Origin of the sequence: Anderseniella sp. Alg231-50, from assembly GCF_900149695.1 — a bacterium.
Lineage (GTDB): Bacteria > Pseudomonadota > Alphaproteobacteria > Rhizobiales > Aestuariivirgaceae > Anderseniella.
Genome location: NZ_LT703005.1, coordinates 77,178 through 97,900, shown reverse-complemented (window position 1 = coordinate 97,900; position 20,723 = coordinate 77,178). Strand labels below are relative to the sequence as shown.

Annotated in this window: 19 protein-coding genes; 12 read left to right on the top strand and 7 right to left on the bottom strand. The window is 56.5% G+C overall.

The window, feature by feature from the left end; all coding sequences use genetic code 11:
* Window positions 1-87: 87 nt before the first annotated feature.
* Together DHN55_RS16680 and DHN55_RS16675 are read right to left on the bottom strand one after the other, a co-directional pair.
* Complete coding sequence (locus tag DHN55_RS16680) at window positions 88-600, bottom strand: nicotinamide-nucleotide amidohydrolase family protein (protein WP_108882652.1); 513 nt, start codon at window positions 598-600, stop codon at window positions 88-90.
* Window positions 601-604: 4 nt separating this feature from the next.
* Window positions 605-1,777: a bifunctional 2-C-methyl-D-erythritol 4-phosphate cytidylyltransferase/2-C-methyl-D-erythritol 2,4-cyclodiphosphate synthase gene (locus DHN55_RS16675; protein ID WP_108882651.1), complete on the bottom strand. Its 1,173-nt coding sequence runs from the start codon at window positions 1,775-1,777 to the stop codon at window positions 605-607.
* Window positions 1,778-1,937: 160 nt separating this feature from the next.
* Between DHN55_RS16675 and dusB the strand changes: the two genes are divergently transcribed.
* The 8 genes from dusB to hflX all read left to right on the top strand — a co-directional run bounded on the left by dusB (window position 1,938) and on the right by hflX (window position 13,020).
* Window positions 1,938-2,960, top strand: coding sequence for a tRNA dihydrouridine synthase DusB (gene dusB / locus DHN55_RS16670; RefSeq protein ID WP_108882650.1), 1,023 nt, complete (start codon window positions 1,938-1,940; stop codon window positions 2,958-2,960).
* The gene (locus DHN55_RS16665) at window positions 2,957-4,057 is read left to right on the top strand and encodes an ATP-binding protein (RefSeq protein WP_108882649.1); all 1,101 of its coding nucleotides are present in this window, start codon (window positions 2,957-2,959) and stop codon (window positions 4,055-4,057) included. Before dusB ends, DHN55_RS16665 begins: the two co-directional genes overlap by 4 nt.
* 90 nt (window positions 4,058-4,147) lie before the next feature.
* On the top strand, window positions 4,148-5,608 hold the full coding sequence (gene ntrC / locus DHN55_RS16660; protein ID WP_108882648.1) for a nitrogen regulation protein NR(I): 1,461 nt from the start codon (window positions 4,148-4,150) through the stop codon (window positions 5,606-5,608).
* A gap of 243 nt (window positions 5,609-5,851) precedes the next feature.
* Window positions 5,852-8,164 (top strand): ATP-binding protein, encoded by a 2,313-nt coding sequence (locus tag DHN55_RS16655; protein WP_108882647.1) that lies wholly within the window; start codon window positions 5,852-5,854, stop codon window positions 8,162-8,164.
* A gap of 2 nt (window positions 8,165-8,166) precedes the next feature.
* Window positions 8,167-9,582 carry a nitrogen assimilation response regulator NtrX gene (gene ntrX, locus DHN55_RS16650; RefSeq protein ID WP_108882646.1) on the top strand — a complete coding sequence of 472 codons (1,416 nt, stop codon included), beginning with the start codon at window positions 8,167-8,169 and terminating at the stop codon, window positions 9,580-9,582.
* Window positions 9,583-9,711: 129 nt separating this feature from the next.
* The gene (gene trkA / locus DHN55_RS16645; RefSeq protein ID WP_108882645.1) at window positions 9,712-11,088 is read left to right on the top strand and encodes a Trk system potassium transporter TrkA; all 1,377 of its coding nucleotides are present in this window, start codon (window positions 9,712-9,714) and stop codon (window positions 11,086-11,088) included.
* A 247-nt stretch (window positions 11,089-11,335) separates the two neighbouring features.
* Entirely contained in the window at window positions 11,336-11,578 is a 243-nt protein-coding gene (gene hfq / locus DHN55_RS16640; RefSeq protein WP_108882644.1) for an RNA chaperone Hfq, read from the top strand.
* A gap of 86 nt (window positions 11,579-11,664) precedes the next feature.
* Complete coding sequence (hflX, locus tag DHN55_RS16635) at window positions 11,665-13,020, top strand: GTPase HflX (RefSeq protein WP_108882643.1); 1,356 nt, start codon at window positions 11,665-11,667, stop codon at window positions 13,018-13,020.
* A gap of 9 nt (window positions 13,021-13,029) precedes the next feature.
* Here the strand turns inward: hflX and mazG are convergent, their stop codons facing one another.
* From mazG to DHN55_RS16620, 3 genes are read right to left on the bottom strand one after another with little or no spacing between them, the layout of a single operon-like run.
* The gene (gene mazG / locus DHN55_RS16630; protein WP_108882642.1) at window positions 13,030-13,902 is read right to left on the bottom strand and encodes a nucleoside triphosphate pyrophosphohydrolase; all 873 of its coding nucleotides are present in this window, start codon (window positions 13,900-13,902) and stop codon (window positions 13,030-13,032) included.
* Window positions 13,851-14,531 carry a cupin domain-containing protein gene (locus DHN55_RS16625; RefSeq protein ID WP_108882641.1) on the bottom strand — a complete coding sequence of 227 codons (681 nt, stop codon included), beginning with the start codon at window positions 14,529-14,531 and terminating at the stop codon, window positions 13,851-13,853. The genes mazG and DHN55_RS16625 overlap by 52 nt, the downstream gene beginning before the upstream one ends.
* A 27-nt stretch (window positions 14,532-14,558) precedes the next feature.
* Entirely contained in the window at window positions 14,559-15,179 is a 621-nt protein-coding gene (locus DHN55_RS16620; protein WP_108882640.1) for a glutathione S-transferase N-terminal domain-containing protein, read from the bottom strand.
* 111 nt (window positions 15,180-15,290) lie between these two features.
* On the opposite strand from DHN55_RS16620, the gene DHN55_RS16615 reads away from it, so the two are divergent.
* The 3 genes from DHN55_RS16615 to DHN55_RS16605 all read left to right on the top strand — a co-directional run bounded on the left by DHN55_RS16615 (window position 15,291) and on the right by DHN55_RS16605 (window position 17,928).
* Window positions 15,291-15,818 (top strand): TetR family transcriptional regulator, encoded by a 528-nt coding sequence (locus DHN55_RS16615; protein ID WP_108882639.1) that lies wholly within the window; start codon window positions 15,291-15,293, stop codon window positions 15,816-15,818.
* 260 nt (window positions 15,819-16,078) lie between these two features.
* On the top strand, window positions 16,079-17,356 hold the full coding sequence (locus DHN55_RS16610) for an SMP-30/gluconolactonase/LRE family protein (RefSeq protein ID WP_108882638.1): 1,278 nt from the start codon (window positions 16,079-16,081) through the stop codon (window positions 17,354-17,356).
* Window positions 17,357-17,451: 95 nt separating this feature from the next.
* Window positions 17,452-17,928 (top strand): GNAT family N-acetyltransferase, encoded by a 477-nt coding sequence (locus DHN55_RS16605; protein ID WP_337660437.1) that lies wholly within the window; start codon window positions 17,452-17,454, stop codon window positions 17,926-17,928.
* Between the two features lie 21 nt (window positions 17,929-17,949).
* Here the strand turns inward: DHN55_RS16605 and DHN55_RS16600 are convergent, their stop codons facing one another.
* Complete coding sequence (locus DHN55_RS16600) at window positions 17,950-18,342, bottom strand: GFA family protein (protein WP_108882636.1); 393 nt, start codon at window positions 18,340-18,342, stop codon at window positions 17,950-17,952.
* 267 nt (window positions 18,343-18,609) lie between these two features.
* Between DHN55_RS16600 and DHN55_RS16595 the strand changes: the two genes are divergently transcribed.
* On the top strand, window positions 18,610-19,125 hold the full coding sequence (locus DHN55_RS16595; RefSeq protein WP_108882635.1) for a DUF3592 domain-containing protein: 516 nt from the start codon (window positions 18,610-18,612) through the stop codon (window positions 19,123-19,125).
* Window positions 19,126-19,342: 217 nt separating this feature from the next.
* On the opposite strand, the gene DHN55_RS16590 is transcribed toward DHN55_RS16595, so the two are convergent.
* The gene (locus tag DHN55_RS16590) at window positions 19,343-20,683 is read right to left on the bottom strand and encodes an MFS transporter (RefSeq protein WP_337660436.1); all 1,341 of its coding nucleotides are present in this window, start codon (window positions 20,681-20,683) and stop codon (window positions 19,343-19,345) included.
* Window positions 20,684-20,723 lie beyond the last annotated feature (40 nt).

Sequence of the window (20,723 nt, the reverse complement as noted above, 5' to 3'; positions counted from 1 at the left end):
ACCCCCGTAAAATTTCAGTTAGGCTTTATATGGGGAGTATGACATTGAATTTCCAGAACCGGGCAGGCAAATGCTGCAGTTCCGCGCTCAGGCCAGCATTCCGCCACCCTGGCTGATGGACTGGCGAACCATGGCCAGTGCGGTGCCAATTGCGGCGTGGCGAACTTCGTTGCGGCCAATGTCGCCATAGGTCATGCAGACATGGTGTGTACTCATCTCCGGACGGGCGCACCCGAAGTGAACCAGTCCTACCGGTTTTCCTTTTGTAGCGCCGCGGGGGCCGGCGATGCCGGTTACGGAGACGGAGACATTTGCGCGCGAGTTTCGCAGCGCGCCTTCCGCCATTTCACGGGCCACCTGTTCCGATACCGCGCCATGCTGTTCAATCAGTGCCATGGGCACATCCAGCATTTCCGACTTGGCCTCGTTGGAATAGGTGATGAAGCCGCGGTCGACCATGCCTGATGAGCCTGCGATGCTGGTCAGGAGACCGGCAATCAATCCACCGGTGCAGCTTTCTGCAGTTGCCAGCATCAGTCCGCCATCACGCAGCATGTCGAGCGTGTCCTTTGCTTCAATGACTAACTGACGATCAAACATAAGGTCACTCCGGCAATCGGACTGTGGCGGTAGCGGCGGCTGCAATGCCTTCTTCGCGGCCTGTGAAACCCAGCCATTCCGTTGTGGTGGCTTTCACCGATACCCGGTCAACGGCAATGCCGATGATTTGCGCCACATTAACACGCATGGCATCCACGTGGGGTCGCATTTTTGGCGCCTGGCAGATGAGTGTCAGATCAACATGCGAGATCATTCCACCCCTGTCAGCAACCAGCTTTGCGGCATGTTTGAGAAAGATGTCTGATGCGGCGCCTTTCCATTTTTCATCGGTCGGCGGGAAGTGCTTGCCGATATCGCCTTCGCACAAGGCTCCCAAAATGGCATCGGTCAGCGTATGCAGGCCGACGTCGGCATCGGAATGGCCCTTCAGTTTCCTGGTATGCGGTATTTTCAGGCCGCACAGGACAACGTGGTCACCGTCTTCAAAGGCGTGTACGTCATAACCGTGACCCACTCTTACATCGTTCAGCATTTCTGATGTCCTCGTATTCAACCGTTTTTCTGCCTGTTGCAGATCCGCACTTGTCGTGATCTTGGTGTTCTCCGGCCGTCCCGGAATGATTGCAACGTCCAGTCCGGCCCATTCGGCGATTGATGCATCATCGGTAAAATCCGCTCGCTCGCTCGCGGCTGCGGAGACATGCGCTTTTAAAATGTCGCTGAATCGAAACGCCTGTGGTGTCTGGGCGCCCCATAGTCCGGAGCGGTCGACCGTTTCGACAATGATGCCGTCATTTGTGCGTTTCAGCGTATCGGCTACAGCGACAGCGGGAATGCAACCCGGTGACCGCGACAGTTCGTCAATGACTGATGAAATGATTTCCGTATCAACAAACGGCCTTGCTGCATCATGGATCAAGACCTTGGTCGGTTTCAGCGCAGCTATTGCCTGCAACCCGTTATACACCGACGCCTGTCGCGTCGTACCGCCCTGGACCGGCTCTGGCAGGTTCATGTCTGAAACAGCAGCCCTGTAGAGTTCATCGTGGTTGTCTCCGATAACCACCTGTATGTGATCAATACCCTCATGTCGTTGAAAAGCCCGCACCGTATGGCGTAGCACGGCTTGCCCACCGATTTGCTGGTATTGCTTCGGCACTTCTCCGCCGACACGCAAGCCGGCGCCTGCTGCAACGATGATAACTGCTGTGGTCATAACTTTGCCGCCCTGATTGGAAGCCTGGTCTGCGGGTGAACCTCTAACAGGCCGGTCACCCGAAGGGCAAGCTGCGTGCGCGGCAAATAGAACAATTGCAATGTCGCGGCCAGATGTTAATGTGCCTGAAAATTAAACGAAAAGCTTGAGCGTCTAATTTATGGGCATTTTTATTGGAGCGCACGAAATTCGCAATCGCGTCTTCCTGGCTCCCATGTCTGGTGTAACCGATGAGCCGTTCAGGGTTCTGGCACATAAATACGGTGCCGGCCTTGTGGTATCGGAAATGGTTGCAAGCAATGCACTGGTGGAGGCGAGGCCGGATATAGTGCGCCGGGCAACCGGGGCAGGGAGGGTGTTTCCTTTCGTGCTGCAGCTGGCAGGCCGCGAGCCTGAGTGGATGGCGCGCGGCGCGGAGCTGGCGCAGAAGATCGGTGCGGATATCATCGACATCAACATGGGCTGTCCGGCGCGTGAGGTGGCCGGCAAGTTGTCCGGGTCAGCGCTCATGCGTGATCTCGACCACGCCTGCAGCCTGATAGATGCAACGGTGCGGGCAAGCAGTGTGCCGGTCACACTCAAAATGCGGCTGGGTTGGGATTTTGATTGTCTGAATGCACCGGAACTGGCCGCGCGTGCCGAACAGCTGGGTGTCTGCATGATCACAGTGCATGGCCGCACCCGCAATCAGTTTTACAAGGGAAAGGCCGACTGGGCGGCTATCAGGTCAGTCGGCCAGGCAATCACAATTCCGCTTATTGCAAATGGCGATGGTGCCAGTATCGACGACGTAAACGCCATGCTGGACGCATCCGGCGCAGACGGGGTCATGATCGGCAGGGGAGCTTATGGGCGACCCTGGTGGCCGGGGGTCTTGGCCAACCAGCTCGATCCTGGTTGCGGCATCGAAGAACCGGCAATCGACCAGCAGGCCGCCATTGTTTTCGAACACTACGAGCAGATCATCAAGCACTACGGGGTGCCAAACGGCGTTCGTATCGCGCGCAAGCATATCGGGTGGGCGCTCGAACGCTGGCGGGACAAGGGGTTGTACGACCAGGCCGAAATGTCGAAGTGGCGCGCCAGACTGCTGAAACTGGACAATGCAGACGAGGTTAAATCCGGCCTCGATGAATTGCGGAGCCAACTCCGCTCTGCAGCGCAAAGAATGGTTGCAGCATGAATACACATGACCAAAACGAGTTCTCCGCGAGCGTGATGCTGCAATCTCTGCCCAGCCCGGTCGTGGTCATTTCGGCCGATGACAGGATCGTTGCCGCCAATGCAGCGGCTGAAGAGTTCTTCTCTGTCAGCCAGTCGATGCTCAAACGCATGGGCCTCGACGATATCGTGCCGTTCGCAAGCCCGCTGTATACTGCAACCACAAGACTGCGCGCGACTGGAACGACCCTGTCTGAGTATGGCGTGAAACTGGGAACGCCGCGCACCGGCGGTGGCCGAACCGTCGACATTCAGGCAGGGGTCATACCGGAAGATCCGGGCAGTATCATACTGGTCATACTACAGCGTTCCGTTGCACTGGCGTTCGACCGGCAACTCAATAACCTGCAGGCGGCACGGTCTGTGTCCGGCATGGCGTCGATGCTGGCGCATGAGATCAAAAACCCGCTGTCCGGTATTCGTGGCGCGGCACAGCTGCTGGAAACGAACGCGCCTGTCGAGGACCGGGAACTGACCCAGCTGATATGCAGCGAGACAGACCGTATTCGTGAACTGGTCGATCAGATGGAAGTGTTCTCGGACGAGAGGGCACCTGCCATGGAACCTCTGAACGTGCACACGGTCCTGGAGCACGTGCGCAAACTGGCGGCCAGCGGGTTTGCGTCCCACATTGCCTTTGTCGAGAGCTATGATCCCTCCCTGCCGCACATCAGCGGCAACCGGGACCAGCTTATCCAGGTGTTTCTCAACCTGGTCAAAAACGCTTCCGAAGCGATTGACAAAACCGGGGCCGCTGGAAAAATTACCTTATCCACATCGTATAAGCCGGGCATCCGAATGCAGATATCCGGCAGCGAGCGGTCAGTATCCCTACCGCTTGAAATTGCCGTTCATGACAATGGGGCAGGCATCTCCGACGATGTTGCCCAGCACCTGTTTGACCCTTTCGTTACTTCCAAGGACAGCGGACGCGGATTGGGTCTTGCCCTGGTCGCGAAGCTTGTGCGTGACCACGGCGGGATCGTCGACGCTTCAACACAGGACGAGGGCACGATTTTCAGGGTGTTGTTGCCGGTTTCAATGGGTGAAATCGAATGAGGGGCGATGCATTCCTGAGAACGGGGCCAAGGGTAACTACATGAAAACGCAAAATATTGTTGTTTCAATTTGTGCGAGAGGAACTGGTGAATGACGCCGGGAACTGTACTTGTAGCCGATGACGACGCGGCGATCAGAACCGTCGTCACCCAGGCGCTGACCCGGGCGGGCTATGATGTGCGCGCGGCAAGCAATGCCGCGTCGTTATGGCGGTGGGTCAGTGAAGGGCACGGCGACGTTGTTCTGACCGATGTGGTTCTTCCCGATGAAAGCGGATTTGATATCCTGCCGCGCATCAGGGCCAAGCGTCCGCGCCTGCCCGTGATCGTGATGAGTGCGCGAAACACCATCATGACTGCCATCACCGCAAGTGAACGCGGTGCCTATGATTATCTCCCGAAACCATTTGATCTCAATGCACTGGTTACAACCGTCGGTCAGGCTCTGGAAGATTCCCGCAAGGCTGATCAACCTGTCCGGCAGCGCCAGGCAGCAGAAGAAAGCGATGGCATGCCGATTGTCGGCCGCTCGACCGCCATGCAGGATATTTACCGGATTGTCGCGCGTATGACGCAGACGGATCTCACGGTGATGATCCAGGGTGAAAGCGGCACCGGCAAGGAACTTGTGGCGCGCGCATTGCATGATTTCTCCGGGCGCAAGGCGGCGCCGTTTGTTGCAATGAACATGGCTGCAATTCCCAGGGAACTGATTGAATCCGAATTGTTCGGGCATGAGAAAGGGGCCTTCACGGGTGCGGTATCCAGGTACCTGGGCCGGTTTGAGCAGGCCCATGGCGGAACATTGTTCCTTGATGAAATCGGCGACATGCCTATGGAGGCGCAGACACGGCTGCTGCGCGTCCTTCAGGAAGGCGAGTACACGTCTGTTGGCGGTGTGAGGCCAATCAAGACGGATGTCCGGATTGTTGCGGCAACCCACCGCGATCTGAATCAGCTGATCGCCCAGGGCATGTTCCGTGAAGACCTGTTTTTCCGGCTTAACGTGGTGCCGTTACGGTTGCCGCCATTGCGCGAACGAACCGATGACATACCTGATCTGGTGAACCATTTTCTGCGCCGGAACGAGCAGCAGGGACTGCCGTTCAAGACGTTTTCCGCCGGTGCCATAGATGCGCTGCGCCGCGCCCGGTGGCCGGGGAACATACGTGAGCTCGAGAATTTCGTAAGCCGGCTTTGTGCCGTTCATGTCGGTGACGAGATTTCGGCAACCACGGTTGAGCAGGAGTTTGCAATCCAGAGTTCACCGGGTGCAGACAAGGACCCGGCGTCATACAACTCGCTGTCTGAATTTGTCGAAAACCACCTGGTTCAGTATTTTGCCGGCTTCCAGCCCAATCTGCCGCCGGATGGTCTGTACCATCGTGTGATCCAGCAGGTGGAAGTGCCGCTGATCAACGCCACGCTGGCGTCCACCGGCGGCAACCAGATAAAGGCGGCTAACCTGCTTGGCATCAACCGCAATACGCTGCGCACCAGAATCAAGGAGCTCGGGCTCAGTGTGGTCAAGACTCCGGGGACGAGGCACTAACCTCTTCAACTGCGAATTAAAACGGAATCAATTTAGCGTCTTAAGCTTCTGTTTTTGTAGAATTTATCCACATGTTTTTAGACATCCAGGCGGTACATGCGGGCATTCACGCTTATTTGTGTCAGTTTGCCGGGAATTCAACGTCATGCCGGGCAGGTGTCACATATTTGCCACATTAGTGTTGCGTTTTTGCAACACCGCACGGGGGTGCAGTTTTTACCTTGAAACCGGGTCCAGCGCTCCATGACTGTGTTGTCGGACATATCCAGCCCGCAAACATCCGATCCGCTGCATGACCAGTCTGCGGAGTCGTTTCTCAGCAACAAATGGTTGAACTGGGCAGGTATGTCCCTAGCCAGCCTGACTGTTCTGTGTGGTCTGGGAACCTATCTTTACCTGACCGGGCTGACGCACCTGGAGCCGCAACCGGACAATGCGCGCCTGTTGCTTTTTGCCAATGGTATATTGTTGACGCTGATGGCCGGTCTGATTGCCTGGCAACTGACCAAGCTGACAATGGCAAGGATGCGACGGGTACCGGGCTCCGGCCTGCATATTCGCATTGTCGCCCTGCTGTCTTTGTTTGCGGTGCTGCCGGCCATAATCGTTGCGGCATTTGCCACCGTGACCCTGAACAGGGGGTTGGACATCTGGTTGTCAGGGCAGACGCAGTCAATTGTTGATTCTGCCGAAGCGGTCGCCGAAGCCTATATACGCGAAAACCTCGAGGTAGCGCGCAGCGACGCAGCATTTATCGCCAACGAGATCAATCAAAGGGCTGACGAGTTTACCCTCAATCGGGAAAAAATGATCCGCAGGGTAGCGACTTTCGGCTCAGTACGCGGGCTGTCAGGTCTGTTCGTCATGAACCCGACCACCAAGGAAATTGCGGTTTCCGCAACAGCCAACAAGCTGGTCAAGTTCCGTCCCCCGGCTCCGGAGGACATTGCTCAGGCAACCACGGGAGAAATGGTGGTTCGCCAGCCAGATGAAGGCAGTAACGTGATCCGGGCGTTGATCAGGCTGGAGAAAGTCGACGGATACTATCTGTATCTCTATCGCCTGGTGAATCCGGAAGTTATCAAACAACTCGGAAAGGCCCGTTCGCAACGGACCGAATTTGACAATCTGATTGCCCAGCGCAGATCACTGCAGCTTAACTTTGCCGCCTTGTATGCAGGAATTGCGTTTATCTTTCTGTTGTCGGCGATTTGGCTGGGCCTGTTGTTTTCAAACAGGCTGGTGCAGCCCATTGTGTCGCTGGTATCGGCGGCCCGGCTGGTGAGCGCCGGCGAGCTTGACACCAAGGTTTCTATTGAAAACGCAACCGGTGACATGGCGACGCTGGGGGCAACCTTCAATCAGATGACCGATCGGCTGCAATCCCAGCGCGAAGAACTGACCACTACCAATGCCGAGCTTGATGAACGCCGCCGCTTTACCGAAGCGGTTCTGGGCGGAGTTAGTGCCGGTGTGCTCGGCCTCGATGAAAGCGGTACCATAACGTTGTGCAACAAGTCGGCTCTTGAACTGCTCGAACTTGAGCAAAGCGACGTCACAGACAAGGCCGTGCTCGATGTGCTACCTGAAATCAGGTCGATCTTCTCGAAAGCGAAAGGCCGGTTTGACGGATATGCGGACGGCACCATAACCCGCCGTGTCGGAGACCAGGAACGAACCTTCATGACCGGCGTAACCACAGAGCGCGGCGATGAGGGCACGGACGGCTACGTTGTCACCTTTGACGACACTACGGAACTTGTCTCAGCACAGAGGAACTCTGCCTGGGCGGATATTGCACGGCGAATTGCACATGAGATCAAAAATCCGCTCACGCCGATACAATTGTCTGCGGAGCGGCTGCGGCGAAAATACGGAGACCAGATAACCGGCGATCGTAAAGTGTTCGACCAGTGCACCGACACCATCGTTCGCCAGGTCGGCGACATTGGCCGCATGGTTGACGAATTTTCCTCATTTGCACGTATGCCAAGTGCGCAACTGGAACCCAATAACCTGACTGCCCTGGTGCGCGAGGCGCTGGTTCTGCAAAAGGCCAGCGACGAAACGGTAAGGTTCGAAACCAGTTTTCCCGAAGACCCGGTTGTATTGCCGCTGGACAGGCGGCTGGTCGACCAGGCCATGACCAACCTTGTCAAGAATGCCCGGGAGTCCATTGAAACCCGCCTGCTGTCAGATCCTTCGGTGCCCGGCGAGATCCAGGTTTCCATAAAACAGACCAAGACGAGAGTTACCGTTTCAGTTGCCGACAACGGGATCGGATTGCCGGACGAGAACCGTTCCAGGCTGACCGAGCCATACATGACCACACGCGAAAAGGGTACAGGCCTTGGCCTGGCAATAGTGACGCGGATCATGGAAGAGCATTCCGGCCGGCTGACTTTGAGTGATGCCCCGGCCAATTTTCACAATGGACGTGGCGCGTGTGTGAGTCTGGAGTTCAAAAAGGCACCGGAAGACGACGCACGCGAAAGCGATCTGGCAGACCATAGTGCGGATGGGAAACCCAGCGATCACCTTGCGGAAAGGGCCTGAAAATGGCGGTTGACCTACTGATAATCGATGACGAAGAAGATATACGTGAATTGATTGGCGGTATTCTGGAGGATGAAGGGTATGAAGCCCGCCTGGCCGGTAATAGTGACGCCGCCCTGGCAGCGATAGCCGAGCGGCGCCCGGCAATGGTCATACTTGATATCTGGTTGCAGGGCTCGCGCCTTGACGGGCTGGATCTGCTGATTGAGATAAAGAAAGTTCATAAGGACCTGCCGGTGGTGATTATCTCGGGGCACGGCAATATCGAGACGGCCGTGTCCGCGATCAAACGGGGTGCTTATGAGTATATCGAAAAACCGTTCAAGGCAGACCGGTTGATACATGTGGTCGGCAGGGCGCTTGAGAATTCCCGGCTGAAGCGTGAGAACGAACAGTTGCGCAGCCAGAGCGGTGAGAGTTCCGACATAATCGGTTCCTCCAATGTGATCCGAGACTTGACGCTCGTGCTGAAGCGTGCTGCGCCCAGCAACGGGCGCATTATGCTGTTTGGTCCAATGGGATCGGGCAAGGAACTTGCGGCACGCAGTATTCACAGCTGGTCAACACGGGCCGAGGCACCGTTCGTTGTGTTACCGGCCGCCACAATGCTTCCTGAACGTATGGAAGAAGAATTGTTTGGCGTTGAGGGCCAGGACGGCAATCCCACCAGGGTTGGCAGGCTTGAAGCGGCGCACGGCGGTACACTGTACCTGGACGAAGTGGCGGATATGCCCATTGAAACCCAGGGCAAGGTGCTCCGGGTTCTCGTCGATCAGACCTTCAATCGGGTAGGTGGCGCCAAGCAGGTAAAGGTTGATGTTCGTATCGTCAGTTCCAGTTCCAAGGACCTCAATGCCCTGGTCAAGGCCGAGGCATTTCGAGAAGATCTGTTGCACAGGCTGGCGGTTGTGCCGATCAACCTGCCGTCGCTGCACGAGCACCGGGAGGACATTCCGGAGTTGGTTCAGCATTTTTGCACCCTGTATTCCACACAGTCGAGCAAGCCGCTGAGGACCTTTGCAGACGATGCACTGGCCATGATCCAGACGATGGACTGGAACGGCAATGTGCGGCAGTTGAAGAATTCGGTTGAGCGCTTGTTGATCATGTCAGGTGGTGAGGCCGACGAGCCGATTTCCGCTGAATTGTTGCCCGCCGACCTGACCGGCGCGACCAGCAGTAACGGGAGTGGAAACGGAATTGAGAACCTGATGTCAATGCCTTTGAAAGAGGCACGTGACACTTTCGAGACCGAATACATAAGGGCCCAGCTCAGTCGCTTCGGCGGTAATATCTCAAAGACGGCGTCCTTTGTGGGCATGGAGCGCTCTGCCCTTCACCGAAAGATGAGGGCACTTGATATCACCGTAACTGAACGAGACGACAGCGAGGCGGCCCAGTCGGCGGTCGGGGGCTGAATACAGTTAAGCAAGCCATCAAGTAGGCGTTGGATGCAGCAATAGCCGACTTGTCTTTGCGGGCGTGTTGGCCCAATGTCCCGTGAATTCGATTTACTTTTCCTGCAGCAGGGTGATTCGGGAATCTGAATGAAGATCATCATTTGTGGTGCCGGACAGGTCGGCAGAGGCATCGCCGAGCGTCTCGCTATTGAAAACCATGACGTGACGGTTATCGACATTTCAGCCGCGCTTGTGGAGGCAATCTCGGGGAGCACCGATGTGCGCGGGATTGTCGGGCATGGCGCGCATCCCGATGTGCTCAACGAGGCCGGGGCCGGCGAAGCGGACATGATCATTGCGGTGACCTTTGTGGACGAGGTCAACATGATGGCATGTGAAGTGGCCAAGGCGCTGTTCAATATACCTACCCGGGTGGCCCGGGTCCGGGACCAGTCATATCTGCTGCCGCAATACTCCAGTCTGTTTACCCGTGACAATACCGCAATCGACGTTGTCATATCGCCGGAAGTGGCCGTTGGTGAAATGGTGCTTCGCAGGCTCGCATTGCCTGGAGCGTTTGAGGCGATCTACTTTGCCGACGAAAAAGTACTGACGCTCGGTATCAAGCTCGAAGAGGATTGCCCGGTGGTCAATACCTCGCTTTCGCAACTGACCGGCTTGTTTCCGGACCTGAAGGCGGTTGTGTGCGGTATTGTTCGCGATCATGCGCTTTTTGTGCCCAAGTCCGACGATCAGATGTTGCCGGGTGACCGGGTATATGTGGTTACCGACCAGAGCCAGGCAGCCCGAACGCTGGCATTGTTTGGCCACGAAGAGCGACCGGCAAACCGGGTGTTGATCGGTGGCGGCGGTACAATAGGCATGTACGTCGCCCGCAAGCTTGAAGAGCGGGACTCCAGCATCAAGGTGACCATCATCGAGCCCAACATCAAGCGGGCGGAAGAGGTTGCAAACCTGTTGACCAACTCGGTTGTCCTGAGTGGCAGCGCGCTTGACGCCAACCTGCTGCAGGAAGCCGAAATCGGCCGCACCGAAACCTATATAGCGCTCACCAATGACGACAAGGTCAATGTGCTGTCGGCAATGCTGGCAAAGCAGCACGGTGCCCGCTCAACCGCGTGTCTTGTGTCGAACCTCGACGCCCGCCCGCTGATTTCCCCTCTCGGCATCGATGCCTATATCGATCCGCGCTCGGTTACGGTCTCCAGTGTGCTTCAGCATGTCCGGCGCGGTCGCATCAGGGGCGTGCATGGCGTTGAAGGTGGCGATGGGGAAGTGGTGGAGGCCGAGGCGCTGGAAACCTCGCCCATGATAGGCAAGCCGTTACGTGAGGCAGACTTGCCCGAGGGCATCAGAATTGGTGCCGTGGTCCGCGATGAGCAGGTAATAATCCCCACCGGCGATACTGAAATCAGGCCGAAAGACAGGGTGATCATGTTTGCGCTGCGCGACAAGATCGAGGAAATTCAACACCTGTTCCGTGTCAGCATTGAATACTTCTAATACCTCGGGCAGTTCAATCCGCTCTTATTTTGATTGAAAAAAAGACATATTATCAACACGTTGCCAGCGCTTTCTGCGGCTTTATGCAGGTTGACTCATACCCTTGGCGATCTGAGAACAATTGACGCTGGTGCATGCTGGGTGCAGTCTTTATAGTTACTAAGTCGGTGGGCAAGTTCCGGGGCTGGTCATTAGAATTCCAACGGGAATACTAGAGCGCCCAAAAAAAATAAAAAGAGAGTCCAAAATGGCGCAAGAAAAACAACAAAATCTCCAGGATACCTTTCTGAACACTGTGCGGCGCAACAAGGTGTCTGTCACCGTGTTTCTCGTGAATGGGGTGAAGCTGCAGGGCGTTATTACCTGGTTCGACAATTTCTGTGTGCTGTTGCGTCGTGACGGGATGTCCCAGCTGGTATACAAGCATGCCATATCGACCATTATGCCCGGACAGCAGATTTCGCTCTACGACGACGACAACAGCGAATAGTAGCCGGGCTGATCGGATAGCATTGTAAAGATGGAACCGGCAAAGATGGTGCCGGTTCAACCGATAGCAAAAAGTAAATCTTGCAAATGAACACTCAAAACGGCGGTGGCGTCGATTTTCAGATTGAAGGGCCCGTGGTCACGCGGGCTTTCGTTATTCACCCTGATGTCAAGAACAGGCAGGTCGCATCCGGCTGGCGTGATGCCGATGACAAGCTGGAAGAAGCGGTTGGCCTGGCGCTGGCCATTGAACTGGAGATAGCCGATGCGTTGGTGGTTCCGGTACCCAGTCTGAATCCGGCCTCGTTTTTCGGCTCGGGCAAGGTAAAGCAACTCGGCCGGCAGATAGAAGAAACGGAAGCCGATCTCGCCGTTCTCAATGTCCAATTGTCTCCCGGTCAACAGCGCAACCTGGAACGTGCCTGGAAGGTCAAGGTCGTGGACAGGACCGGATTGATTCTGGAAATCTTCGGCCGGCGTGCCAGTACCAGGGAAGGTACGCTGCAGGTTGAGCTGGCGCATCTGGATTACCAGAAGAGCAGGCTGGTGCGCTCATGGACCCACCTGGAACGCCAGCGTGGTGGGCACGGGTTCATGGGCGGTCCGGGCGAAAGCCAGCTTGAAGCTGACCGGCGCATCATCCAGGACCGCATCTCGCGTCTGAAGAAGCAGCTGGACCAGGTCATTCGTACCAGAACACTTCACCGTGAGAGCCGGGCAAAGGTGCCATATCCTGTTGTCGCACTGGTTGGGTATACCAATGCCGGCAAGTCGACATTGTTCAACCGTTTGACTGATGCAGGCGTCATGGCGAAAGATTTGCTGTTTGCAACTCTCGATCCGACAATGCGCCAGATTGAACTGCCGCGGGGACGAAAAGTCATTCTGTCGGATACGGTTGGTTTCATTTCCGATTTGCCGACCATGCTGGTTGCAGCTTTCCGGGCGACCCTGGAAGAGGTGCTGGAGGCGGATATCATCCTGCACGTGCGCGACATCGCACATTCCGAAACTCAGGAGCAGGCCGGTGATGTCATGGCCGTGCTGCGCGACCTCGGGGTCAGCGATGAACGCCTGTCAACGATTGTCGAGGTGTGGAACAAGATCGACCTGGTGGTTCCCGAACATGCCGAGGTGCTCCAGGAAGAGAGTGCCCGCAAGGACAATGTCCTCATGGTCTCGGCCCTGACCGGGCAGGGCGTTCCGGAAATGCTGGATATGCTGGAGCGCCGGCTGGCCCATCGCAATCCTGTGCTGGATGTTTCTCTGGCGACAGGCGAGGGGGCGGAACTGGCCTGGATTTACGAGCATTCCGAAGTTCTGTCGCGGCAGGATCACGAGGATGGGCGGATCACGATTAAAGCGCGGTTCGACGACCGGCAGGCGGGAGCAGCTCAAAAACGTCTTGGAGAGCGGTTGAGCCCGGCTTCGACGGTCGATTAAGCGATCGAGCTAATCTGCGCCGTTGTCACGCTGGCGTATTTCGTTCCAGATCATGTCCATCTCGTTGAGGTCAGCGTCTTCGACTGAGCTCCCGCGTGCCTCCAGCGTGTCTTCTATGTAATTGAAACGGCGAGTGAATTTTGAGTTGGCCTGACGCAATGCGTCTTCCGCGTCCAGACCCAGATGACGACCCAGATTGACCATCACGAACAACAGGTCACCAAATTCCTCGGCCTGTTTTTCTACGGGAAGGCTGTTGCGGGCCTCTGTCAGTTCCTGTGCCTCTTCGACAATCTTGTCCAGAACCTGTGAAATATCCGGCCAGTCGAATCCAACCCGGGCGGCACGTTTTTGTAGTTTCAGGGCGCGCGTCAGTGCAGGCAGGGCGGCGGGAATATCGTCAAGCACCCGTTCGCGCTGTTTTGCCGTGCCTTGCCGTTCGGCATCCTTGGCGCGCTCCCAAAAGCCTGTTTCTACTCCGGCGGCCCGTGTTGCGGCATCACCAAATACATGCGGGTGGCGCCGGACCATTTTCGTTGAGATCGCTTCTACCACGTCGGCAAATTCAAAGTGACCGGCCTCTTTTGCCATCTGGGCGTGATAGACCACCTGCAGCAGCAGGTCGCCCAGTTCATCTCGCAGGTCATCCATCTCTGCGCGCTCAATGGCGTCCACCACCTCATAAGCTTCTTCCAGGGTGTATGGCGCGATCGACGAGAAATCCTGCTGCAGGTCCCACGGACACCCGGTTTCAGGTGTCCGCAACGCCTGCATGATTGCCAGCAGGGTGGTTATTTCCTGCCTGGGGAGGGTTTCGGGGCCCGGCGATGTCAGGTCGCCGGAGCCGTCGGTGTTTCCTTGAGGTGATCTGCCTTGATCCATACCTTGCATCCATCCTTGCCTGCGGTTGCGCGCAAGGTATCACCGCAGGGCAGCCGGAGCCATGACTGAGATTGGAAGGTTTCGCCACTTTCCACGAAGCTTCCGTCTACGACAAACAGTTCAATGCCGTCGGGAACGGCAAGGTCGACAGTAGCGCCGGCATCCCAGATTTCCATCCTCACATCCTCACGGCGATCATGAAACAGTGGCATGACTGAAACGCCGGGGCGGTCGGCCATGGGCAGGGCGCGCATTTTGTTGGTATCGATGCGAACGTGGGTGCGGTCTGCCATGTCGAACTGCCAAAGCTTCACCATGATCACACAGCCGGGCTCGGAGCCCGGGGTGTGGCTGGATTCAGGAGGGTTGCGGATGTAGCTGCCGGCGGGAAAGTCGCCGTGTTCGTCCTGAAACACACCATCCAGCACCATGAATTCTTCACCACCGGTATGCACATGGGGCGAAAACTTGCTGCCCGGCGCATAGCGAACGATGGTGGTGGCTCGCGCCACCTCCTCGCCGAGCCGGTCCAGCATGCGCCTGTCCACCCCGGGCATTGGCGATTTCACCCACTCAGTCTGTTCGCCGTGAACTGCCGCGCGTTTTGAAAAATCTGCGTTGAGTTGCATTGAGTTTGCTCTTTCGTTGTTGCGTGGTTAGCCGGCTATGCTCGGACGCTGTGCCACCTTCCGGTGCCAGGCTTTCAGGTTCCCGCAATCAGCCGGAATGTCAATCTTGGCAAAGTCTGCGAATGCCAGACCGGCGAAGGCCGTGATATCGGCAACGGAAAAATCCTCACCGGCAACATACGGGCGATCTGCCAGAACCTTGTCAAGGTAACGCATGCCGTCCAATGCGCGATCACGTTGCAACTTACCCCACGGTTCACATTGCGTCTTCTCGATATCCGGGCCAAGGCCGGGTGTGGCGTGGTGAAAATAGGCGGCTACTGCATCCAGCAATCCGGCTTCGGCGCGGCGCTGCATCATGCTGGTTACCGCACGTTGCTTCGGGGTTGTGCCGGTCAGGGTAGGGGCACCATCCAGATTGTCCAGGTATTCGGTAATGGCCGTGCATTCGGAAATCATCGTGCCGTCTTCCAGTTCGAGTACCGGCACCGCGGCGGACGGGTTCTTGCTGCGGAATTCTTCGCGTTGATGTTCACCCGCCGGAACATCGACATGGATAAATTCCACCTTGTCGGTCAAACCTTTTTCGGCAAGTGCAATGCGGATACGGGCCGGGTTCGGGAAACCGGGGAAATCATGGATCTTCATTTCGCTCTCCTGTTTGTTTACCTATCAGTAGGTAGATGAGCACTATAAGCTTTGCAATCGATCGTCAATAGCCTATCTAATGATAGGTAGATATTTCTGCAGGAGCTGAACATGTCCATGCACGACAGAATACTTGAAGCAGCAGAGGCCAGGTTGCGTTTGGACGGCTATGGCGCCGTCAGTTTCCGTGACCTTGCCAGTGATGTCGGTGTCAAGAGCGCCAGCGTGCATTATCACTTTCCACGCAAGGAGGATCTGGGCGTAGCGGTTGTGGCTGCTTACACGGCAAAAGTGTTTGAGGCGCTAGATCTGGCAATGCATGCGACGACACCGCAGGACAGGCTTGCCGGCTACATTGGCGTCTTCCGGCATGCGCTGGTTCAGGAGAACGCCATTTGCCTGTGTGCCATGCTGGGCGCCGAGGCGAGGGGATTGCCGGTGCAGGTCGCCGATGCGGTTCGGGTGTTCTTCCAGGCCAACATCGACTGGCTGGATGAAGCGTTGGATGGCGCAGCCAGCAAGCCCAAGTCCGCGGAAATCATTGCAGCCCTGGAAGGTGCCATGTTGTTGGCCAATACCATGGACAGCATCGAAATGTTTGAGGATGTGGCCAGCGGATTGCTGGGCAGAGTTCAGTAACGTCGCACCGGGCCCGGCTCTTTGCGTCCCGTGTCCTTGAAAGTGACAGACACAGGCCGTATCGTCAGTACCAGTTACATCTTGGCAGTATACCAAGATACGCAAAGAAGGGGGATTCACGATCCAGCAGGCGGCGATAGTGTGACTTGACCATTCGGTTAGCGCACAGGGATTAACTGACACCGGAACGGACGGCACAGACCAAGCATCACTACCTGCTCGGCGAAGGTGGCTAGTGTATAACCAGGAAGGGAAGAAACATGTCAAGAGAGCGAAAACGCAACTCGATTGACGCGACCGATACGGCAGCCGGGAAACCGGACGCCGGGCACGGTCTTAACCGCCGCCACTTTCTCTGGGCTGCAGGTGCTGTCGGTGCGGGAGCAGGGGCGATTGCCATCGGCGCCCGGCCGGCGCTTACCCAGGAACCGGGGCCGGTAGCACCACCATCTACGGTCACCAGCCCGCCGCGCGACTTTGCACCCGGTGGTGCGCCAACCACATACTTCTGGGATCCGGATGTGATCGCGGTCGATCCGTCATTCAATGGCCTTGCGCAACCGAACAGCGCTATCAAGCGCCTGTGGACCGGAGCCCTTTGGGCCGAGGGACCGGCCTGGAACAGTGTCGGGCGCTACCTGGTCTGGAGTGATATTCCGAACAACCGGCAGATGCGCTGGATCGAAGACGACGGCCACGTCAGCGTGTTCCGGAGTCCGTCGAACAACAGTAACGGCAACACGTTCGACTTCCAGGGGCGGCAGATATCCTGCCAGCATTTGATGCGGCGCGTGGTTCGCTACGAACTTGACGGTTCGGCCAAGGTGCTTGCCGATTCCTATGACGGCAAACGGTTGAACTCACCCAACGACGCTGTTGCGCACCCCGACGGCAGTGTATGGTTTACAGACCCGCCATATGGCAGCCTGGTCTATGAGGGTGCCCCTGATATTGCCGGCGGGCCGACCAATCCGGACGGCAGGCTGAACCCTACACTCGGACAACCGGCCGGGATTGGCACACAGTGGAAGCGCGAGCTGCCGACCCAGACCTACCGGTTGGCTCCGGACGGCACGATTACTGTTGTTGCAACCGAGGAACAGATACCTGATCCCAATGGTCTTTGCTTTTCGCCCGACCATAAGCGGCTTTATGTTGCGAGTACGGGCAAGGGGCCAGGCGACACCGGGCCCGGCGGGCAGGGCAATGTGTACGTCATGGATGTCGGTGATGACGGCAGTGTCTCCAATCATCGGCTGTTTACCGATTGCATGGTCGATGGTGTGAAGTGCGGCCCCGACGGTGTGCGCTGCGATGTTTCCGGTCATGTCTGGATATCGAGCAATGCCGGACGCAATGTCGGTTACAGCGGCGTAACCGTGTGGAACCCGGACGGTAAACTGGTCGGTCGTATCAGGCTGCCGGAAATCTGCGGCAACCTCTGCTTCGGGGGTCCCAAGCGCAATCGTTTGTTCATGGTGGCGAGCCAGTCGCTCTATGCCGTCTATACACAAACACAGGGCGCGGCACCCAGCTGACTTCAATGGATCAGCATTCTAAAGAGTAGAGGACGCGCAATAGCGCGTCCTTTCAACGTCACCGGTTATTGGCGGCCGCAGGCAGTATCAGCGACATGAAAAACCTCAGTATCAGAAAGTGTGGCGATGATGACGTCTGTGAAACGGCGCAGATCTTTTATGATGCCGTGAGGCAGGGTGCGGCCGGATATTATGATGCTGACCAAAGGGCCGCCTGGGCTGAAAAAGTACCGGAGACAGACCAATGGCGTGACAGGCTGTTCAAACAACAAACCTTTGTAGCTCAACTGGACACGAGGCTTGCCGGTTTCATGACGCTGGACGCAGGAGGGCACATAGACCTTGCATTTGTCGCTCCTGACCTGATTGGCAAAGGTATCGCCAGGGCCCTTTATGAGAAGGTCGAGGCCGAGGCATTGCGGTTGGATATCAGGCGTCTTGATACCGAGGCCAGCCATATGGCGCGCAGGTTCTTCGAACGCCAGGGCTGGTGGGTGGTCAGGCAACAGTCCGTGCAGATGGGTGATGTATCGCTGACCAATTTTGTCATGGAAAAGCGATTGGCAAGATAGTCGTGTGTTCGGTCGAGGTATCTACTCTTCAGAGCGCCCGGTGTGGTCACGATCGCGCTCGTAACGGTGCTTGAGCGGAAACGGCGGCAACCAGGATTCGCGGCGGCAGATCCAGCTTTCGTAGGTTGGCGTCAGTTGATCGGGAGCATCCAGGGATCCCAGGTTCACCTCAATTTCATCTGCGCTTCGAGCGAAAACAGACGAGCCGCAGCGCGGACAGAAAAACCGTCCGGCATAGTCGCGGACTTCGCCATCAATCTCTACCGCATCCTCGGGGAATATCGCGGATGCATGAAACAGGGCGCCGTGATGTTTGCGACAGTCGAGGCAATGACACAAGCCAACCCGGTACGGGGACCCGGAGGCCACAAGTCGTACATTGCCGCAAGTGCAGCCGCCGGTGAACTGGTCCATAACGCATCTCCTTGCATGATTTAACTGTCGGGCTGTTTACTACGAACCCGCCACAGCGACCAACAGGTACCCAATTGGCCTGGATGGTTTTTGACCAGCTTGACAGGCAGCAAAATTACTGGATGTTTGTGCTCGATGACAGATGATTTGCTCGACCTCGTTTTCAAGGCTTTTTCTGACAGCACACGCTGTCGCATCATCGACCGTTTGAGCCAGCAACCGGCTCAGTCATTGGTGTCCACTAGCAAGTAAACGGACACATATCTCATGACTGGAAAACGGCGCCCACTACGCAGTTGGTTTGCAAAATCCAAGAATCAGGGAAAAATTTCCGGGATTGATCGAGACAGCCTGCCTTTTGTGATTATGCACTACATTTTTCGATGGGGCGGCCTGGCGGTGATGGCGCTTGGTCTTTACATGTTCTTCGGCAACGTTTCCTTTTGGCTTCAAGCAACCGTGACCGAGGGTGTCGTGGTAGCAAACAATCAACAGGAACCCACTAGCGGTTCTGGAGTCCGAGACAAGAGCTTTGCTCCCGTTATCGCTTTCAAGACGAAGAACGGCAAGAAAGTCGAGTTTGAGTCGCCGTTTGGCTACGGGGAATTCTTTCGTTACCAAACACGGCAAAAGGTACCGATCCTGTATCTGCAGTCCAATCCCGAAAGCACTGCAAAGATTTACCAGACTTTCGAACTTTTCCTGTTTCCGCTGTTCATTCTGTTCGGGGGCGGGGCCATTTTCTGGGCGCTCGGATTGCTGGTGAGGTTTACAGTGTCGTGAAGTGACCGACTGGAAGATTCTCCCGTACAACACCTTCCAGCAATGTTCGCGCAAATTCCACGAGCTGTTAGCTGTCAGCGATCAGTTTCACATATGTGCTTTGTAGCATGTAGCTATGTAGCTATGCAGGATATTCGCATAATATATATTATGGAATATTATGCCATGGGGAAATGACAGTTTTGCGTGTATTCCTATCTGCCTGGCTGCATTAGTCCTATTCTGCTGCTGCCGTAGATGTCTCCGGCGTCGGCAGTTTGCGCGGCAGTGCTGCCACCGCGCACAGGATCAGCAGCGCTGCGCCGGCCAGAATGCGGAACAGCATGTCGAAACCCCAATTCTCATAGACGAATGCAATGAGCGGTAATGACACGGCAAGCACGGAAAACGCGACAACATACCTGACGCCGTAGATACGTGCGCGGTATGGGCCGCTGGCCATCTTGCCGATCATGTAGTCGTTGATCGGTATCTGGCCGAACGCGCCCAGCATGAAACCAAGCGCAACGAAGAACGCGATGCTGTCAGTCAGGCCCGGCATCAGCGAGAAGAACAACAGCTGCATGGCTGCCACTGTCATGAACACTGTTCGTGGGCCGAAGCGATCCAGCATGCTGCCGACAACCAGTTGCGCTATGGATGCCGCAGCAAACACGAAGAATGCCAATGATCCTATCATGGTCGCCATGTCACTGTGTCCAGCGTCGCCAAGCGTCTTCGTTAACGCGGAGAGCTGACCGGCGAAGCCTTGCAGGCGTTCGTCGAATATTTTCGGCAGTGCGAAAGTCGTTGACTGAAAGATGATTGAAGAAACTGCGGTTGTCACGAACACAATTGCGGAGACGCGCAGCAGCAATGTCCGCATTGTCGGTGACGGCCCAAATTTCGATACTGCCTGTTCTGCTTTGCCTGGCGTCCGGTCGGCGCGGATGGCATCGCGCCGCAAGGCCAGGTAAGCCAGTCCGGTCACAATTGAGAATATGCCCGGCAGGACGAACGCCATGCGCCAGCCGCCATTGTCGATCAGGTAGCCGGTGATCAGCGCAGCGCATGCCACGCCAAGATTTCCCCAGACCCCATTGGCGGCGATGCGCATGCCGGTATTGCGCCAGGTCATGGTGACAATGGCGAGGCCGACCGGATGGTAGATAGCGGCGAACATGCCAATCACGAACAGGCCAAAACCAATCTGCATCGGCGTCGCGGCAAAGCTGGTGGCTATGGCGGACAGGCCGATGCCAACAAAGAAAACAACCATCATTCCGTCCCTGCTCCACTTGTCTGCAAGCCAACCGGCAGGCAGCGAGAAAAGACCGAATGCAAAGAACCCGGGCGTCGCATAGACGAGCAGTTCGGCATAACCGACGCCCCACTCCCGGTGCAGAGCCAGCGCGGCAACAGTAGCGAATATCAGGGTGAACAGGTGGTCGAGGAAGTGGCCAATGTTCAACAGCAGGAAGTAACAGCGATCTCTGGTCACGGTTGTGAAACCTTCATATGCGGCGATGAATTTGCCGCTCGGGCGTTCATAATAGAATTGTCTGATTTTCGATGTCATGCCACAATTCGTCGAAAACAAGCCAAATGCGCTATTCAGG

Bases quoted from the DNA above. Each gene is read 5' to 3' on its own strand.
- DHN55_RS16680 (WP_108882652.1), bottom strand. From the start codon at position 600: ATGTTTGATCGTCAGTTAGTCATTGAAGCAAAGGACACGCTCGACATG.
- DHN55_RS16675 (WP_108882651.1), bottom strand. From the start codon at position 1,777: ATGACCACAGCAGTTATCATCGTTGCAGCAGGCGCCGGCTTGCGTGTC.
- dusB (WP_108882650.1), top strand. From the start codon at position 1,938: ATGGGCATTTTTATTGGAGCGCACGAAATTCGCAATCGCGTCTTCCTG.
- DHN55_RS16665 (WP_108882649.1), top strand. From the start codon at position 2,957: ATGAATACACATGACCAAAACGAGTTCTCCGCGAGCGTGATGCTGCAA.
- ntrC (WP_108882648.1), top strand. From the start codon at position 4,148: ATGACGCCGGGAACTGTACTTGTAGCCGATGACGACGCGGCGATCAGA.
- DHN55_RS16655 (WP_108882647.1), top strand. From the start codon at position 5,852: ATGACTGTGTTGTCGGACATATCCAGCCCGCAAACATCCGATCCGCTG.
- ntrX (WP_108882646.1), top strand. From the start codon at position 8,167: ATGGCGGTTGACCTACTGATAATCGATGACGAAGAAGATATACGTGAA.
- trkA (WP_108882645.1), top strand. From the start codon at position 9,712: ATGAAGATCATCATTTGTGGTGCCGGACAGGTCGGCAGAGGCATCGCC.
- hfq (WP_108882644.1), top strand. From the start codon at position 11,336: ATGGCGCAAGAAAAACAACAAAATCTCCAGGATACCTTTCTGAACACT.
- hflX (WP_108882643.1), top strand. From the start codon at position 11,665: ATGAACACTCAAAACGGCGGTGGCGTCGATTTTCAGATTGAAGGGCCC.
- mazG (WP_108882642.1), bottom strand. From the start codon at position 13,902: ATGGATCAAGGCAGATCACCTCAAGGAAACACCGACGGCTCCGGCGAC.
- DHN55_RS16625 (WP_108882641.1), bottom strand. From the start codon at position 14,531: ATGCAACTCAACGCAGATTTTTCAAAACGCGCGGCAGTTCACGGCGAA.
- DHN55_RS16620 (WP_108882640.1), bottom strand. From the start codon at position 15,179: ATGAAGATCCATGATTTCCCCGGTTTCCCGAACCCGGCCCGTATCCGC.
- DHN55_RS16615 (WP_108882639.1), top strand. From the start codon at position 15,291: ATGTCCATGCACGACAGAATACTTGAAGCAGCAGAGGCCAGGTTGCGT.
- DHN55_RS16610 (WP_108882638.1), top strand. From the start codon at position 16,079: ATGTCAAGAGAGCGAAAACGCAACTCGATTGACGCGACCGATACGGCA.
- DHN55_RS16605 (WP_337660437.1), top strand. From the start codon at position 17,452: ATGAAAAACCTCAGTATCAGAAAGTGTGGCGATGATGACGTCTGTGAA.
- DHN55_RS16600 (WP_108882636.1), bottom strand. From the start codon at position 18,342: ATGGACCAGTTCACCGGCGGCTGCACTTGCGGCAATGTACGACTTGTG.
- DHN55_RS16595 (WP_108882635.1), top strand. From the start codon at position 18,610: ATGACTGGAAAACGGCGCCCACTACGCAGTTGGTTTGCAAAATCCAAG.
- DHN55_RS16590 (WP_337660436.1), bottom strand. From the start codon at position 20,683: ATGACATCGAAAATCAGACAATTCTATTATGAACGCCCGAGCGGCAAA.